Below are 17,008 nucleotides of genomic sequence, written 5' to 3' on the forward strand. Positions count from 1 at the left end.
TATGTAACAAACTATCATATAGTATAGTCATAGTAACAAGTTTTTTTATATTTATAGCATGCCGGTAAAAACTACCTACAAAGAAAATATCTCTATCGCGCTGCAGTCTATTGCAGGTAACAGATTGCGAACTTCGCTTACCGCATTAATTATTGCCATTGGTATAATGGCTCTTGTAGGGATATTAACTGCTATTGAGGGGATACGGCAATATACTAATGATGCTTTTGCAGGCCTGGGCGCTAATTCATTTACTATTCAAAATCGTGGTTCGGGTATAAGTTTCGGCAGGGGCGGTCACCGTAAAATTTATCCGTCAATAAGTTATGCAGAAGCTGAGCGCTTTAAAAAGTTATATAAATTACCAGCGTTAGTGCGTATTGAATTAAGTGTTACCGGTACAGCAGTAGCAAAAAACGGAAGTATAAAAACCAATCCCAATATATACGTTACCGGCTCGGATGAGAACTATCTTTTAACCACCGGCCATAAACTGGCCTATGGACGTAATTTTTCATTATCCGAGGTGGAACATGGCTCAAATGTGGTTATTATAGGTGATGAAATAAAAACCAAACTATTTAAAAATGAAGATCCTATAAATAAATCCATGCTGCTTGGCGGGTATAAGTTTAGAATTATTGGCGTGTTTGCCGCAAAGGGAAATTCCGGATTTGGCGGGGGTGACAGGTTTTGTGTTATACCTGTACAAAAGGCAAGGCAAATGGTATCTTCATCAACCCCATCGTTTGCAACCACTATAATGGTGAGTAACCCGCAGGTGCTGGACGCCAGTATTGGCGAAGCTACATCGCTTTTCAGGAATATACGCGGCCTGCGCTTTGGTCAGCAGGACAATTTTGAGATATCCCGCAGCGATTCCATTCAGCAGGAGCTGTCAGGTCAGCTGGCAGGAATAACCGTAGCGGGTTTTGCTATAGGTATTATTACGCTAATAGGAGCTGCGATCGGCTTAATGAATATTATGCTGGTTTCGGTAACGGAGCGTACGCGCGAAATTGGTTTGCGGAAATCTATAGGAGCAACGCCTGCTGTAATACGTAAGCAATTTTTAATTGAAGCTATTGTTATTTGTCTTATAGGTGGTGTTGCCGGGATAATATTGGGTATGGCTGTTGGTAATTTAATAGCCGTACAAATAAGCGGCACTTTTGTAGTGCCTTGGTTTTGGCTTTCCGCAGCTGTAGCTTTGTGCACACTTATCGGGTTAGGATCGGGATTTTATCCGGCAAAGAAAGCTTCCAGACTTGATCCGGTGGAAGCCTTACGATACGAATAATAAATACGTTAAAGCGATTTGTTTTTAAGCGGATAATTATCTGAAAGTAATTTTTCCAGATGTGGCAGGGCTAAAGCATCTTCAAAGGCAGCCGCATGGCGCGGGTGGTGCATATCACTGGAGATGAAATCTATTAAACCCGCATCAACTAACTCTTCGGCCAGTTTTTTGGTTTGCTTACCATAATATCCCGTTAACGAAATCGTGTTTAATTGTAAATTGCATCCCCAGCCTCGTATCATCCGTAATTTATCAACATCCATATAACCATATCGTTCCGGATGCGCTAAAATAGGTTTGTATCCTGCTTCACGCATTTTTTGTACCATAGGTATTACATTGGGCGGCTGATTAACAAAGGAGAGCTCAAACAGTACAAAATTGTCGCCCATGGTCATCAGGCTCCGCTCTTCAATACGGGTCTCAAAGGTTTCATCAAAATAATGTTCGGCGGCCGCCTCAACGGTAATGGCTATGTTTTGGTTTTTTAATTCCTGTTTAAGGAGAGCAAGAGCATTGCCTATACTCTCCTTGTCGTTACGATAATAATCTACCATAACGTGCGGAGTTGCTATAATTTTGCTGATTCCCAGTTCCATCATTTTTTTTATGAGTACAATGGAGTCTTCGGGCGTTTGGGCCCCGTCATCTATTCCGGGCAGAACATGCGAGTGCATATCTGTACCTATGGGTTCATAGTTCAGGGTTATTATTTTTTTTACTTCTTTTTTCTTAAATAGTCCAAACATTTTAACGGTTATTATACTGCTCGCTGTAATATTCCTGATAATGGCCGGAAGTTACGTCGTTAAGCCAATCCTGGTTTTCCAGATACCAGTCAACTGTTTTTTCAAGGCCTTCTTCAAATGTGATAGAAGGTTCCCATCCTAATTCATTTTTCAGTTTAGTGGCATCAATGGCGTATCGCAGATCATGACCGGCACGATCAGTTACGTAAGTTATCAGCTTTGCAGATTCACCTTCTGCCCGGCCCAGTTTTTTATCTAATATACTACAAAGTAACTTTATCAGGTCTATGTTTTTCCATTCGTTATGTCCGCCAATATTGTAGGTAGAGCCGGGCGCTGCTTTATGGAAAATTACATCGATAGCTCTTGCGTGGTCTTCCACCCAAAGCCAGTCGCGTATGTTTTCGCCTTTACCATATACAGGTACCGGCTTATTTTGTTTAATATTATGGATGGCCAGCGGTATCAGTTTTTCCGGAAAGTGGAACGAGCCGTAATTATTGGAACAATTAGATATTACGGTGTCTAAACCATAGGTGTCATGATAGGCCCTTACAAAATGATCAGACCCGGCTTTTGATGCAGAGTACGGCGAATGAGGGTCATAAGCTGTTTTTTCGGTAAACATATCTGTATCGCCTAAAGTACCGTATACCTCATCGGTTGATACATGATAAAATCTTTTTTCATTATAATTACCTTTCCACAAATTGCGGGCGGCGTTCAGCAAATTTACCGTGCCTACTACATTGGTCATTACAAATTCAACCGGATTGGAGATAGACCTGTCGACATGTGATTCTGCAGCCAAATGAATAATGGCATCGGGCTGTTCAACCTCAAACAGATTAGTAATATAAGGCTGATCAACAATATCGCCTTTTATAAACTGATAATTGGGGTAGTTTTCAATGTCTTTTAAATTAGCCAGATTGCCGGCGTAAGTTAGTTTATCAAGGTTGATGATATGATAATCAGGATAATTTTTAACAAAGCGGCGCACTACGTGAGACCCGATAAAGCCGGCCCCACCTGTAATTATTATTTTTTTCATAAAGGATTTTCTTTAACGGATAGTTCCCAGTTCCATGCAGACTGCATCATTTCTGTGAGTGAACACTCGGTTCTCCAATTTAGTTCTTCATTAGCTTTTTTTGTGTCTGCATATACAGCAGCCACGTCTCCTTCTCTGCGCGGAGCAAGTTTATAATCAATTTTAATTCCGGTAGCTTTTGTAAAAGCATCTACTATATTAAGCACGGAGTATCCTTCGCCGGTACCAATATTATAAACCTGATACCAGCCTTGTGCATCGTTTTGTGTAAGCAGCTTTTCTACAGCTTTTATATGTGCACGTGCCACATCGCATACATGAATATAATCGCGTACGCAGGTACCATCAGGTGTTGGATAATCGCTCCCGAAAATATTAAGAAATTCCCTTTTTCCGAAGGCTGTTTCAGTAATATACGGAATAAGGTGATGTGGCACACCGTGCTGCACCTCGCCAATCAGCGCGCTTTTATGTGCACCAACAGGGTTAAAATAACGTAAAGAAATAGCATTAATGTGCCCTGCCGCAGCCGTATGTTCTAAAATTTCCTCCCCCATTTGTTTAGTGTTGCCATATGGCGAAGCGGCTTTTTGCGTAGGTGTTTTTTCGGTTACAGGCAAATTTTCAGGATTGCCATATACTGTGCATGAGGAAGAAAATACGATGGGTTTTATCTCATATTTTCGCATGCATTTTAACAAGTTAATCTGCGAATAAAGGTTATTCTCGAAATACATTAAAGGCTGCTGAACTGATTCATTAACCTGCAAAAATGCCGCAAAATGTATTACTGCGTCTATACCCGGGTTGGTAGCAAATATGTTCTCTAACTCATCATAATTACACATTTCGGTTTCGAAGAAAGCCGGGCGTTTCCCTGTTATTTTTTCTATCCGGTTTAATACTTCTGATGATGAATTAGATAAATTATCAATAATGATAACTTCATAACCTGCGTTTAATAGCTCTACTACGGTATGTGAACCAATATATCCCATGCCGCCGGTTACTAAAATTTTGCTCATTGGCTATTATTTATTAAAAGATGCAAAATCTTTATGTTCAACTTTTTCAATAACATCTTTTGGTAACGATTTAAAGTACTCGTACGTTATTTTTAAACCTTCCGCACGCGAAACCTTAGGTTCCCAGTTTAGTATTTCCCTTGCTTTTGTAATATCCGGTCTTCTTTGCTTAGGATCATCAACAGGCAGGTCTTTATAAACCATTTTTTGTGAGGTTCCGGTTAATTTAATTATCTCTTCGCCAAACTCTTTAATAGTTATTTCGCTCGGGTTACCAATATTTACCGGGTAAGCATAGTCGCTGAATAATAAACGGTAAATACCTTCAATAAGGTCATCAACATAACAAAAAGACCGTGTTTGTGAACCATCGCCAAAAACGGTCAGATCTTCACCCCTGATAGCCTGACCTATAAATGCGGGTAATACGCGTCCATCGTTAAGACGCATGCGTGGGCCATAAGTATTAAATATACGTACTATACGGGTTTCTAAACCATGAAAAGTATGGTAGGCCATGGTTATGGATTCCTGAAAGCGTTTAGCTTCGTCATATACCCCTCGGGGGCCAACAGTATTTACATTGCCCCAGTATTCTTCGGGCTGTGGATTCACTGACGGATCGCCATAGATCTCTGAAGTTGATGCAATAAGCATGCGTGCATTTTTATGGCGTGCAAGCCCAAGCAGATTATGGGTACCTAATGAGCCTACCTTCAATGTTTGAATCGGGATCTTTAAATAATCTATAGGGCTGGCCGGAGATGCGAAATGTAAAATATAATGTAATTCGCCCGGTATATAAACATATTTAGAAACATCGTGGTGGTAAAACTCAAAGTTTTCCAGTTTAAATAAGTGTTCTATATTTCTCAGATCACCCGTGATCAGGTTATCCATGGCTATTACATGGAAATCTTCGGCAATAAAACGATCGCACAGGTGTGAACCTAAAAAACCTGCTGCTCCGGTGATTAAAATACGTTTTCGGGCCATATTTATTAAAGTGTTGCTATATTTTGGCTAAAGATAATGGATTTTGATTAAAGGGCGTTTTTTTATGAGATAAGTACCGTATACGTTTACAGATATTGTTTATCATGTTGTTTTATTATACGTAATACTAAAGTTTATGTTTGTCAACTTTTTTAAACATAAACAGCATGTACATAATAAATGATATAGCAGACAGCACAAGGCCAGCCTCGCTTATTAGCATTATGCACATTAGCACATACACGCATTCCAGCATTCTTTTAAAAGTAAAGAACCTGTCTTTTAAATGTCCTGACGAATAGTAAAGCGAAAATCCGAATTGTGAATAACAGCGTTCAATATTTCTGAGTGTACGTCTGGCCGATCGTGCTGTAGCTGCGGCTCTTTTGTATAACTCCCAAAATAAAGTCAGCAATAAAATCAGCGGAACTATATAAAACAACTTGTCGAAGATCGTTTTATCATAGAAAAGGTTAAGGTTGAAAATTTTTTGAAAAAAGGGCACCGAATGCCATTGATGTACAGCAGACTGACTAAAAGTTTCCCTTATAAATTTAAACCCCAAAGCAAATGCAGTAAACTGCCCGGTGATCATGGCAATTGAAACCGTGTCATAATGTTTTTGCTCTGCTGATGCGTTGGTGTAAGCCTCCGTCGGAAAATCCATGATCTCTGCCATCCTTGATTTTTCATGGTCAACTAAAGCCTTTTTTTCTGCTGCGCTTACCGGCGCTGTAGTACTAATTATATTAAACTCTTTTAAGTAGGGGAATATCTCTTCCTTATCAAATAAAATAAGGTCACAGTAAAATTTTACCCGCCCGTAATGGAAGTCGGAAGTAATTATATCAATTAATGCTGGGCGGTGCTGTCTTATAATATCTCTTAAGCCTGCTATATCCTGAAACGTATTGGACGAATTAACCGAAATACGCGTGTTTTTTACGGGAATGCCATTATCATTCAGGTATTTTTTTAAATGCTCCGAATGTTTGGTTAATGTAGAATTAAAATGCCCGCCAAATGTTCCGGTGGTTACAATCTCTCTGGTTTTATCAATATTCCATAAAGCTATGGCTGTATCGCAACGGCTTTTAGCAATAAGTGACAGTAAGCCCTTATCATCATTTGTGTTGCCTAATATTACGATCATCTTTAATAAAAGTCAGGTTAAGCACAAATAATAAAAGTTATTCTGATTACATTAATTGCTAATGATCTTTCTGCCTATGCTGTTATAATAAAAGCCCAGATCGATCATTTTTTGCAGATCGTACAGATTGCGGCCATCAAATATTACCTTACTTTTAAGTGCACCACTTAGTCGTTCAAAATCAGGAGTCCTGAACACCGACCACTCTGTAACTATCAGTAGAGCATCAGCATCGGTCACTACATCGTAAGCGTTTTGGCCATAAGTTATTTTATCACCAAGTAAGGCTTTTACATTCTGCATACCTTCCGGGTCAAAAACACTTACGGTTGCTCCTTCTTTAAGTAACTCATCAATAATATATAAAGCAGGTGCTTCGCGTATATCATCGGTTTCCGGTTTAAAGGCCAGACCCCACATGCCGAATTTTTTGCCTTTCAGATCACCGTTATAGTATTTTTTAAGTTTTTGAACCAGTACTTTTTTCTGTATTTCATTAACCTCCATTACAGAGTTTAAGATCTTGAAATCATACTTGTTTTCCTCAGCTGATTTGGCCAGCGCCTGAACATCTTTCGGGAAGCAACTGCCACCATAACCAATACCCGAAAACAGGAAACGATTACCGATGCGGTTATCAGCGCCTATGCCACGGCGTACCATATCAACATCAGCCCCCACCAGCTCACATAAGTTTGCCACCTCGTTCATAAAAGAGATTTTTGTAGCCAGAAAAGAGTTAGCGGCATATTTTGTAAGCTCTGATGAGCGCTCATCCATAAAAATAACCGGGTTACCCTGCCTTACATAAGGCGCATAAAGTTCGCCCATTAACTTGCGTGCTCTTTCATCCGTAGTGCCCACAACCACCCTGTCGGGTTTCATAAAGTCTTCAACAGCCACACCTTCACGTAAAAACTCAGGATTTGATACTACGGCGCACTCTACGGTGGTGTTTTCTTTTATCACAGCAGTAAACTTATCAGCGGTACCTACCGGCACGGTCGATTTTGTTACGATAACTTTATAATCAGTAATTATTTTGGCTATATCCTTTGCAGCACCCAATACATAACTCAGATCTGCTGAACCATCACCTCCCGGAGGGGTTGGTAGTGCTAAGAAAATGATCTGGGCATCAGTAATAGCATCAGCCAGTACATTTGTAAATAATAGTCTTTTTTGATCAATATTACGATGGAAGAGTAGTTCAAGGCCAGGCTCGTATATAGGTAATTTGCCTTCCTGCATCATTTTTACTTTGTTTTCGTTAATGTCAACACAAGTAACCTGATTTCCGGTTTCAGCTAAACAAGTTCCGGTTACTAACCCTACGTATCCTGTTCCAACTACAGCTATCTTCATAAATGTTTTTGTTATTAATGTTATTACTTTTACCCCGACGAAGATAATAATTACAATTTTAAAATGCTGTTATTATATAATATTGGAATTGTTTTATACCGCGTGCTTGTGTTTATGGTTTCCTTTTTTAATAATAAAGCGAAGTTGTGGGTACGGGGAAGGCAAAAACAAACTATAATATATTATGAATCAAGTATATGGTTCCATTTTGCATCATTGGGCGAATTTGAGCAGGGTAGGCCGGTTCTTGAAAAAGTAAAAGCACTTTATCCGGCACAAAAAATTGTGATCACTTTTTTTTCTCCGTCGGGATACGAGGTAAGAAAAAACACCCCCCTTGCTGATGCGGTATATTATTTGCCGGCGGATACCGCCCGTAACGCAAATGATTTTATTAAAAACATAAATCCAGTAATGGCAGTTTTTACCAAATACGAATATTGGTATCATTATTTTAATGAGCTGCATCATCAGCATGTGCCTTTGTATGTTATTTCATCCATATTCAGGCCGGGGCAGATCTTTTTTAAATGGTATGGCGGCCTGAACCGTAAAATGCTGAAGCTGGTAACCTGGTTTTTTGTACAGGATGCAGATTCCAAACATTTATTGCAGGGGCTGGGTATAAGCAACATCAGCCTTAGCGGCGATACCCGGTTTGATCGTGTTTGGGCCAATGCAGCTAACCCTAAAGCTATACCTGTTGTTGAAGAATTTATTGGAAAAAGTAAGCTGTTTATAGCCGGCAGCACCTGGCCGGAGGATGAAAAATTATTGGCCGCGTTAATAGAAAAGCATCCCGACTGGAAATTTATAATTGCGCCGCATGAAACAAGCGAAGAAAAGATAAAGGGTTTGTTGAGCCTTTTACCAACCAACGATACAATAAAATATTCACAACTCACCGAAAAATACCTTCTACAACATCGCGTACTTATCATTGACAATATCGGCCTGCTTTCATCCCTTTATCAATTTGCTGCAATAGCTTATATAGGCGGTGGTTTTGGGGCGGGTATACACAATACATTGGAGGCGGCAGCTTTTGGTATGCCGGTAATATTCGGGCCAAAATATAATAAATTTAAAGAAGCCCGCGATCTGGTTGAACTTAATGCCGGATTCAGTATTAACAATGAAGCAGAATTGTTGAATATCGCCGGTAGATTAATGACTGATGAAGCATTCTGCACGGCTACAGCACATATTGCCAAAAGGTATGTTAATGAGCATATTGGAGCAACGGATGTAATTCTTAAATATATTGCAGATAAACATCCTGCTTTATAAACAGCATAATTATATCTGCTTCTTAAAACATTTTAGGCAGCTATTCCTTAATATTGCCTGCTATGGGTTTTTTAGATCTTCCCGGTTTAGGTAAAGCACATTATCATGAATATGGCAGCGGCAGTAAGCCGATGTTAGCTTTTCATGGCTATGGCATGACGGGCAAACAGTTTCATGTACTGGAAAAATCAGTTTTAACAAAATATCATGTTTACGGATTCGATCACTTTTTCCACGGTGAAAGTAAATTATCCGGCTGGGCCGAAAATAAGATCACAGCAGGCATGCCCAAAACAATGGTAAAAGCCTACGTGGAGGAATGGTTTAAAAAGCATGGCCGACAGCGCTTTTCGGTAATGGGTTATTCTATAGGCGCCAATATCGCATTGTTATTAGTAGAAGAATACGCCGACCTGATAGACGATATTATCCTGATGGCACCCGATGGGCTATCGACATATAAGGGGTTTCACTTTTTACTGCATCAGCCAATAGGGCGTTTTTTCTTCAGGCAGGTAACTAAGAGTAAATGGCTGGCGCCTTCATTGTTAAATAATCTGAAAAAAACAGGGTTTATTGATGCCAGTCTGCATCAGATAGCTTATAACGAAATAGATACTCCCCAAAAACGCCAGGATGTTTATTATACCCTGAACCTCATCCGCTTGTTAAAGCCGGATGCCGTAAAAATAGCCGGTCTTATTAATCAGCACCATATAAATTGTACGTTAATTTTTGGAAAGGATGATAATTTATTCCCCAAAACGGCAGCTGAACCATTTATAAATATGCTCGATGATGCAGACGTACATGAAGTGCCGCTGGGGCATTGGCTGGTAGTAAAACAATTGGATGAGTATTTAGTAAATTTACCCGCATGATACCTGCCCGCAGAGTAAAACTTTTCAGCAACTGGTTTGCCATATACATGCGCTACCGCATGCGCCGGGCGTTTAACCGGCTGGAAGTAATGCCCTTTACCCCTAAACCCGGCCATTCTGTATTGTTGTTGTGCAATCATTTTAGCTGGTGGGATGGTTTATGGGGTAATTATTTAGCCTATTGGCACCTGCACCGCAATTTATATATCATGATGCAGGAAGATCACCTGCAAAAACGTATGTTGCTGAATCTGTTTGGTGGCTTCTCCATTAACCGTAGCTCGCGCGAAATGATAAAATCATTGCAGTATGCAGCCGGCCTGCTTAACAACCCGGAAAATTTGGTGGTAGTTTTTCCACAGGGAGAATTGATATCAAACCATACTACGGAAATAAAAGTAGAAAAGGGCATTGAGCGACTGATAAAGAATATTAAAGGTCCCTGCCAGATCGTTTATAACTGCGCGCTTATCGACTATTTCGAGAGCCTTAAACCATCGGTTTATTTCCATTTGTTTGACTGTGGCGTAGCGGGTGAACTTAGCTTTGATGAGTTGACCGAAAAGATAAATGCTTATCATAAGCAGGCGTTAAATGATCAGGTACATGTGGCCCATTAAATATTAATGATTAACCTGTATATTGCTGGGTATGCTGTATCCTAAAAGGAATTTTTTAATCGTCTGGATATTTAAAACCTATGTAAAATGGTTGGTAAGCAGGCAATTTCATGAGTTTATATTTAACAATGTGCAGGTTGATCCTGACAGATCTGTTTTACTGATAGCCAACCACTTTAGTTTTTGGGACGGACTTATACTGTTTTGCCTTAATCAAAAACTGTTCAAGAAAAAGTTTCATGTTATGGTGCTTCAGGAAACTGCCTATCATATGGGAATATTACGGTACGGAGGAGCTTATTCTGTAACCAAAAACTCGCGTGATATGCTCACCTCCCTTGATTATACCGCGAAACTTTTAAACGATCCGCAAAACCTGGTGTTGATGTTTCCGCAGGGGAAGTTGTACTCAAACTTTGTGAGCCGTATTAATTTTGAAAAGGGTATACTTAAGCCAATGAATAAAGCCGAAGGTAAATTTCAGTTAGTTTTCGCTGCAACCTTTATTCAATATTTTAAACATAAAAAGCCGTCGGTAACCGTTTATTTAAAAAATGAGGATAAAAGCTATGTGAATGAAAATATCGGTGAATTAGAGCGATCCTATCAACAACATTATACCGAATCAAAAGATCTGCAAACCGAAATCGAAATAAAGTAAATTGATCATAGCCCTTTACATAGCATTTTTCTTTTTGATACTGCGTTTTTCGGTAACGGTATTTAATTTTTTATCTAATCCTAAACTGCGTAGGGTAAGCCGGAACTATCAGGATAAGGTATCTGTACTTATTCCGGCACGTAATGAGAGCGACAATATTCTCAGCCTGTTAAATTCTATTATCAGGCAGGATTACACCAATTATGAGGTGATTATTTTAGATGACAACTCTGAAGATAACACTTATGAAATTTGTGCCGCCTTTGCAGCAGATCACCGTCAATTCAAGGTAATCAAGGGCAAATCCTTAGCCGGGGGATGGTTGGGTAAAAATTATGCATGTCATCAGCTGGCTCAACACGCAACGGGCAACTATTATTTGTTTTTAGATGCTGATGAAACCGTGAAGAACGGGCTTATTAACAGCGCGGTGCATCGTATGTATTTGAACAAACTTTGTTTGCTCAGTTTGTTTACTAATCAGCAAATGCACAGCTTTGGCGAAAAACTAACCGTGCCTTTAATGCATTATATTTTACTGAACCTGCTGCCATTACGTTTAGTATTTTTATCTAAAAATGCTGCCTTTGCTGCAGCCAGCGGGCAATTTATGATGTTTGAAGCCAACTGTTACAGGGAGTATCAATGGCACCAATTGGCCAGGGCTAAAGTGGTGGAGGATGTGGAGATCATGAAACTGGTAAAAGCCGCCCGTTTAAATGGTGAGGCCCTGCTTGCTAACGGTATGATCAGCTGCCGTATGTATAAAAGTTACAGCGAAGCGGTTGCAGGATTCGGCAAGAATTTTTTAGCAGCTTTTAATTATAACATTACCGGCTTTTTAATTTATTTAACCTTGCTCGTTGGCGGCCCCATGGTAATAATTATGACCTTGAATTTGAATTTTATATTAATGATGACAGGGCTAATAGCACTTACCCGCATCATGATATCATTTGCTGCCGGGCAAAGTGTAATACAAAATATACTTTTACATCCGTTACAAATGGTGAGCCTGCTTATTATCGGTTTCACCTCAATACAAAAAAAACTCACAAAAACCACCGTATGGAAAGGCAGAAAAGTTCAATCATAAAACCAGCCATAGCTTTTGTTATTATATTGCTGTTTCACATCGTAGGGATAGTAGGACTTTCCAGATCCTCAACTCACGTGCTTTTTTTAAAACTGGTACCCTGGCACATATTGCTCATGTTGCTAATGGTGGTATTAAGCTTCAGAGGTATCGAGGGTAAATTTTTCGGCTTTGCAGCAATTATCTTTTGCCTTGGTTTTGGTGCCGAATGGATAGGCGTACACAAGCACTGGTTATTTGGCAACTACGTTTATGGCCCAACATTAGGCCCTGATCTTTTTAATATTCCCATCATCATCGGGATAAACTGGTTTCTGCTGGTATTTTCGGCAGGTGTAGCCGCTCAAAAAAGTGGACTGGATAACAAATATCTGCGTATTTTATGTGGTGCTGCAGCCCTTGTTATGCTCGACGTGTTGATAGAACCTGTTGCCGTAAAATTAAACTATTGGCAATGGGCAGATAACATGATACCGCCTCTAAACTACCTTTGCTGGTTTTTAGTAAGCGCGGTAATGCTTTTTATTTTTGAGCTGTTCGCTTTTAAAAAACAAAACCGGGTGGCACCCGTATTCTTACTGACCGAATTTGCATTCTTCGGTTTTTTATACCTTACACTGTAAACCTTTTGCCTTTCAGCTTTTTGATGTAAATTTGCAGTAAATGAGTGATTATCAATTACAGGTTACTATTGATCAGGATTCCGGCTTTTGCTTTGGCGTTGTATATGCTATTGACATGGCCGAGGAGATACTGGCAGAAGACGGTTATTTGTATTGCCTGGGCGATATTGTGCATAACGATGAAGAAGTAGAGCGGCTAAAAGCGATGGGCCTGCGCATCATTGATCATTCAGCGTTAAAAGACCTGCGTAATGAAAAGGTGCTGATACGTGCACACGGCGAAGCGCCGGAAACCTATAAAACCGCGCTGGAAAATAATATTACACTTATTGATGCATCATGCCCGGTAGTACTTAAACTGCAAAACCGAATAAAAACGTCGCATGATAGTGCAGAGAAAATATTAATATTCGGCAAGCATGGCCATGCGGAAGTAATAGGTTTACAAGGCCAAACTAATGGAGAAGCTTTAGTTTTTCAGGATATAGCCGAACTTGACAATGCGGAACTTCCGCAAAGTTTTACGCTCTACAGCCAAACCACTAAAAGCATGGATAAGTTTTACGGCATTAAACAGGAGCTGATAAATCGCGGTTACGAGGTTAAGGCAAATGATACCATTTGCAGACAGGTATCAAACCGCGATAAAGATTTGCCTGCTTTTGCCGTTAGGTTTGATAAGGTGGTGTTTGTATCGGGTAAAAAATCATCAAACGGTAAGGTGCTGTACGAGGTATGCAAAAAGCATAACCCGGATACCTACTTCGTATCATCCATAGCCGAATTGGATAAAAGTATGTTTGCACCCGGCGATAAGGTAGGCATTGCGGGGGCAACCTCAACTCCTATGTGGTTGATGCAGCAGGTTAAAACGGAACTGGAAAGCTATTAACAGCACGTTTTTTGCTGTATAAACATCTTGCACAGATCATCATCATACACCGGCTTATTTATTGCCCTGCTCGTTATTGGCAGTTGGGTAACATCTACCTTGCTTTTAATGCAATGGCAGGTAAATTTTGGCAATCCGCTATTGTATTTTTTTGTATTGCTGCAAATGCACCTGTACACCGGGCTTTTTATAACCGCTCATGATGCCATGCATGGTACGGTGGCCCCAAATAAAGTTATTAATAATGGCGTAGGCTACCTTTCCACTTTTTTATACGCGTCGTTCTGGTATCCGCAATTATATACTAAACATCATCTGCATCATAGCCATGTACATACACCGGATGACCCTGACTACCACAACGGCACGTTTTTGAGTTGGTATGTGCGTTTTATACGTAATTATCTTTCTATATGGCAAATTGTGGTAATGGCCGTGCTGTTCAATATTTTCAAGATATGGGTCCCGCAGGCAAATCTGCTGCTGTTTTGGGTGGTGCCATCCTTGCTAAGTACCCTTCAGTTGTTTTATTTCGGTACCTATCTTCCCCACAAAGGAGAGCATGATAATGTGCATCAGTCGCGCAGTTTTCGGCGCAATCACCTGCTGGCTTTTTTAAGCTGTTATTTTTTTGGCTATCACTATGAGCATCACGATGCTCCCTGGTTGCCCTGGTGGCGGCTATGGCAGGCCCCTAAGCCGCCTGAATCTCGCAATAAAGGAATATAGCAGCTATCATTTATTTGTAAATTGTTATCCCCCTGCACAATTGAGGGTAAATTATCTTATTTTTGCAGCCACAATTATGGCAAAAAAAGGAGTTTTACTGGTCAACCTGGGTACCCCCGACAGCCCGTCGACCGCCGATGTTCGTAAGTATCTGGATGAATTTTTAATGGATCCACGCGTTATTGATGTAAACCCGGCATTACGTACCTTTTTGGTTAAAGCCATTATTGTACCATTCAGGGCGCCAAAATCCGCTAAACTTTATAAGGCTATTTGGGACGAAAAAACAGGCTCGCCATTATTGCATTACAGCCTTTTACAGCAACAGTTATTAAAGGAGCGCCTGGGTGATGAATACATGGTGGAATTGGCTATGCGTTACCAGAGCCCGTCTATTGAAGATGCGCTTTCACGTTTAAAAAAGGCGTTGGTGAAGGATATATTGGTGATACCACTGTTTCCGCAATATGCTTCAGCAAGTACCGGATCCGTGCAGGAAAAAGTAATGCGTTTGGTAAAGGAATGGCAAACCATACCGGATATCAGATTCATCAATTCATTCCATGATAATGAGCTGATGATAGAAACTTTTGCCGACAATGCGGCTAAGTATCAGCCCGAAACTTACGATCATATTTTGTTCAGTTTTCATGGTTTACCGCAAAGGCAACTGATGAAGTGCGACCATACCGGCAGCTATTGCTTAAAGGTGAATGATTGCTGCGCTACGTTAAACGATACTAATAAATTCTGTTATTCGGCACAGTCGCACCATACGGCGAGTTTAATTGCCGCTAAAATGGGTCTGCCGAAAGAGAGATATACCGTTTGCTTTCAATCCCGCCTGGGAAATGATCCGTGGGTGCAGCCCTATACCAGCGAAATTGTAGCTCAAATGGCTAAAGAAGGTAAAAAGCGTTTGCTGGTATTTTGCCCTGCTTTCGTGTCCGACTGCCTGGAAACCGTGTTTGAGGTAACCAACGAATACGGCGATGAATTTAAAGCCTTAGGCGGCGAACATGTGCAACTGGTAGAAAGCCTGAACGATTCTCCTAAATGGATAGACGCGCTGGAAAAAATGGTTATAGAGAATTAATTAGCCGTAACCATCTCCGCTACTATTTTTGCCGATAGTAAACACAGCGGAATACCACCACCCGGATGCACGCTGCCCCCGCAAAAGTATAGCCCCTTAATTTTTGATGAAGCATTGGCATGTCTTAAAAATGCCGCGAACTGACTGTTAGAGCTGGTGCCGTAAATAGAGCCCTTGTAGGATGATGTTTTGAATTCGATACTACGCGGGTCAAGCACAGCCTCGGTTGTTATCAACGACCCAACATTCACCCCTAATACTTTTGATAACTTACTAATCACATTTTGCCTCGCCGCCGCTATCTGGCTGTCCCAATCCTGACCGCTATCCGCCGGTACGTTGATCATCACAAACCAGTTCTCACATCCTTCGGGTGCATCCGTAGTATTCAGTTTCGAACTGATATTGACATATACTGTAGGATCATGATAAATGGTTTGCTTTTTCCAGATATGATCAAACTCCAATAAATAATTATCGCTGAAAAATATATTATGCAGATCAAGCTCAGGGAATGGCTTTTTTATGCCCCAGTAAAATATCAGTGCCGAACTGCTGCGTTCCTGGTTAAGCGTTTTTTGAGGGTGCAGTTTAATATGCCCGCTTAATAGCTTTTTATAGGTAAACCAAACATCCATATTAGAGATCACTATATCGCTCCAAATAACTTTATCTTTTACCTTAATACCTTTTACAATTCCTTGTTGTAGTATCACCTCATCTACCTTTGTATGGTAGTAGAATTTTACATCCAGTTCTTCCGCCAGTTTTTCTAATGCAAGGGTGATGCTGTACATGCCACCATCGGGGAAATAAGCGCCGAAATGGTGCTCCAGATGCGGAATAACATTGAGGGTGGCCGGGGCCTGATATGGGTTCGATCCGTTATAGGTAGCATAACGGTCAAAAAACTGTACCACACGACTATCCTTAAAAAACGAACTATTGGCCTTATGCATAGTGCGCATGGCATCTATCCGCGGCAGTTTAAAAACAGAGCGTAAGGTATCCCACCGTAAATAAGTTTGCAGCCGGTGGAGCGAGCGTTCTAAAAAAACATGATTAGTAATGGTGTAAATATCGCGGCTGTGGGCTAAAAACTTAATGACCGATGAAGCAGTGTCGGTAGTTTTCGCTGCAATTTCAGCAGCGAATTTTTGCGTATCAGCATAGGCGGATATTTGGGTGCCATCAGCATAAAAATAACGGCAAAGCACATCCAATTTTTGGTAATTAAAATAAGTTCGCGGATCTTTCCCCGCCAGTTTAAACAGTTCGTCCACGTATTGCGGCATGGTAAAAAGGCTTGGGCCGGTATCAAAGCGGTAGCCATTTACAATAATTTCCGAAAGTTTACCACCCGGATAATCGTTCGTTTCAAACACTTCAACATTATAGCCTTTAACCGCTAATCTGATGGCGCTTGCTATACCGGCTATACCGGCACCAATTATAACCGCTTTTTTTGGATGCATGCC

The 17,008-nt window shown here is 40.6% G+C and carries 17 protein-coding genes; 10 read left to right on the forward strand and 7 right to left on the reverse strand.

The genetic code is table 11. The annotated features are described in order from the left end of the window. The first annotated feature begins 58 nt into the window (after window positions 1–58). Window positions 59–1,300 (forward strand): ABC transporter permease, encoded by a 1,242-nt coding sequence (locus I5M19_RS01145; protein ID WP_200063197.1) that lies wholly within the window; start codon window positions 59–61, stop codon window positions 1,298–1,300. Window positions 1,301–1,308: 8 nt separating this feature from the next. Here I5M19_RS01145 and I5M19_RS01150 read toward each other — a convergent pair whose 3' ends face one another. From I5M19_RS01150 to I5M19_RS01175, 6 genes are all read right to left on the reverse strand, one after another. Continuing rightward, window positions 1,309–2,049, reverse strand: coding sequence for a tyrosine-protein phosphatase (locus tag I5M19_RS01150; protein WP_200063199.1), 741 nt, complete (start codon window positions 2,047–2,049; stop codon window positions 1,309–1,311). Between the two features lies 1 nt (window position 2,050). After that, window positions 2,051–3,103 carry a dTDP-glucose 4,6-dehydratase gene (gene rfbB / locus I5M19_RS01155; protein WP_200063201.1) on the reverse strand — a complete coding sequence of 351 codons (1,053 nt, stop codon included), beginning with the start codon at window positions 3,101–3,103 and terminating at the stop codon, window positions 2,051–2,053. Then, window positions 3,100–4,128: a UDP-glucose 4-epimerase GalE gene (galE, locus tag I5M19_RS01160; RefSeq protein ID WP_200063203.1), complete on the reverse strand. Its 1,029-nt coding sequence runs from the start codon at window positions 4,126–4,128 to the stop codon at window positions 3,100–3,102. Before galE ends, rfbB begins: the two co-directional genes overlap by 4 nt. Window positions 4,129–4,134: 6 nt before the next feature. Then, window positions 4,135–5,124: a UDP-glucuronic acid decarboxylase family protein gene (locus I5M19_RS01165; protein ID WP_200063206.1), complete on the reverse strand. Its 990-nt coding sequence runs from the start codon at window positions 5,122–5,124 to the stop codon at window positions 4,135–4,137. A gap of 127 nt (window positions 5,125–5,251) precedes the next feature. Next, complete coding sequence (locus I5M19_RS01170; protein ID WP_200063207.1) at window positions 5,252–6,277, reverse strand: YdcF family protein; 1,026 nt, start codon at window positions 6,275–6,277, stop codon at window positions 5,252–5,254. A gap of 51 nt (window positions 6,278–6,328) precedes the next feature. Then, entirely contained in the window at window positions 6,329–7,642 is a 1,314-nt protein-coding gene (locus I5M19_RS01175) for a UDP-glucose dehydrogenase family protein (RefSeq protein WP_200063209.1), read from the reverse strand. A 63-nt stretch (window positions 7,643–7,705) separates the two neighbouring features. On the opposite strand from I5M19_RS01175, the gene I5M19_RS01180 reads away from it, so the two are divergent. The 9 genes from I5M19_RS01180 (at window position 7,706) to hemH (ending at window position 15,530) form a co-directional block, all read left to right on the forward strand. Further along, the gene (locus tag I5M19_RS01180; RefSeq protein ID WP_200063211.1) at window positions 7,706–8,932 is read left to right on the forward strand and encodes a 3-deoxy-D-manno-octulosonic acid transferase; all 1,227 of its coding nucleotides are present in this window, start codon (window positions 7,706–7,708) and stop codon (window positions 8,930–8,932) included. A 62-nt stretch (window positions 8,933–8,994) separates the two neighbouring features. Then, the gene (locus I5M19_RS01185; RefSeq protein WP_200063213.1) at window positions 8,995–9,813 is read left to right on the forward strand and encodes an alpha/beta fold hydrolase; all 819 of its coding nucleotides are present in this window, start codon (window positions 8,995–8,997) and stop codon (window positions 9,811–9,813) included. Beyond that, the gene (locus I5M19_RS01190; RefSeq protein ID WP_200063215.1) at window positions 9,810–10,433 is read left to right on the forward strand and encodes a lysophospholipid acyltransferase family protein; all 624 of its coding nucleotides are present in this window, start codon (window positions 9,810–9,812) and stop codon (window positions 10,431–10,433) included. Before I5M19_RS01185 ends, I5M19_RS01190 begins: the two co-directional genes overlap by 4 nt. A gap of 31 nt (window positions 10,434–10,464) precedes the next feature. Next, window positions 10,465–11,094 (forward strand): 1-acyl-sn-glycerol-3-phosphate acyltransferase, encoded by a 630-nt coding sequence (locus tag I5M19_RS01195; RefSeq protein ID WP_200063217.1) that lies wholly within the window; start codon window positions 10,465–10,467, stop codon window positions 11,092–11,094. Window position 11,095: 1 nt separating this feature from the next. Beyond that, entirely contained in the window at window positions 11,096–12,190 is a 1,095-nt protein-coding gene (locus tag I5M19_RS01200; RefSeq protein ID WP_200063219.1) for a glycosyltransferase, read from the forward strand. Then, window positions 12,163–12,813 (forward strand): carotenoid biosynthesis protein, encoded by a 651-nt coding sequence (locus I5M19_RS01205; RefSeq protein WP_200063221.1) that lies wholly within the window; start codon window positions 12,163–12,165, stop codon window positions 12,811–12,813. Before I5M19_RS01200 ends, I5M19_RS01205 begins: the two co-directional genes overlap by 28 nt. Window positions 12,814–12,853: 40 nt before the next feature. After that, window positions 12,854–13,705 (forward strand): 4-hydroxy-3-methylbut-2-enyl diphosphate reductase, encoded by an 852-nt coding sequence (locus tag I5M19_RS01210; protein ID WP_200063223.1) that lies wholly within the window; start codon window positions 12,854–12,856, stop codon window positions 13,703–13,705. Between the two features lie 27 nt (window positions 13,706–13,732). Continuing rightward, window positions 13,733–14,434: a fatty acid desaturase gene (locus I5M19_RS01215; protein WP_200063225.1), complete on the forward strand. Its 702-nt coding sequence runs from the start codon at window positions 13,733–13,735 to the stop codon at window positions 14,432–14,434. 76 nt (window positions 14,435–14,510) lie between these two features. After that, entirely contained in the window at window positions 14,511–15,530 is a 1,020-nt protein-coding gene (hemH, locus tag I5M19_RS01220; protein ID WP_200063228.1) for a ferrochelatase, read from the forward strand. Here the strand turns inward: hemH and crtD are convergent. Then, entirely contained in the window at window positions 15,527–17,005 is a 1,479-nt protein-coding gene (crtD, locus tag I5M19_RS01225) for a 1-hydroxycarotenoid 3,4-desaturase CrtD (RefSeq protein ID WP_200063230.1), read from the reverse strand. The genes hemH and crtD overlap by 4 nt on opposite strands. Between the last annotated feature and the right edge of the window lie 3 nt (window positions 17,006–17,008).

The sequence above is a fragment of the Mucilaginibacter segetis genome (assembly GCF_016522075.1).
Classification (GTDB): domain Bacteria; phylum Bacteroidota; class Bacteroidia; order Sphingobacteriales; family Sphingobacteriaceae; genus Mucilaginibacter; species Mucilaginibacter segetis.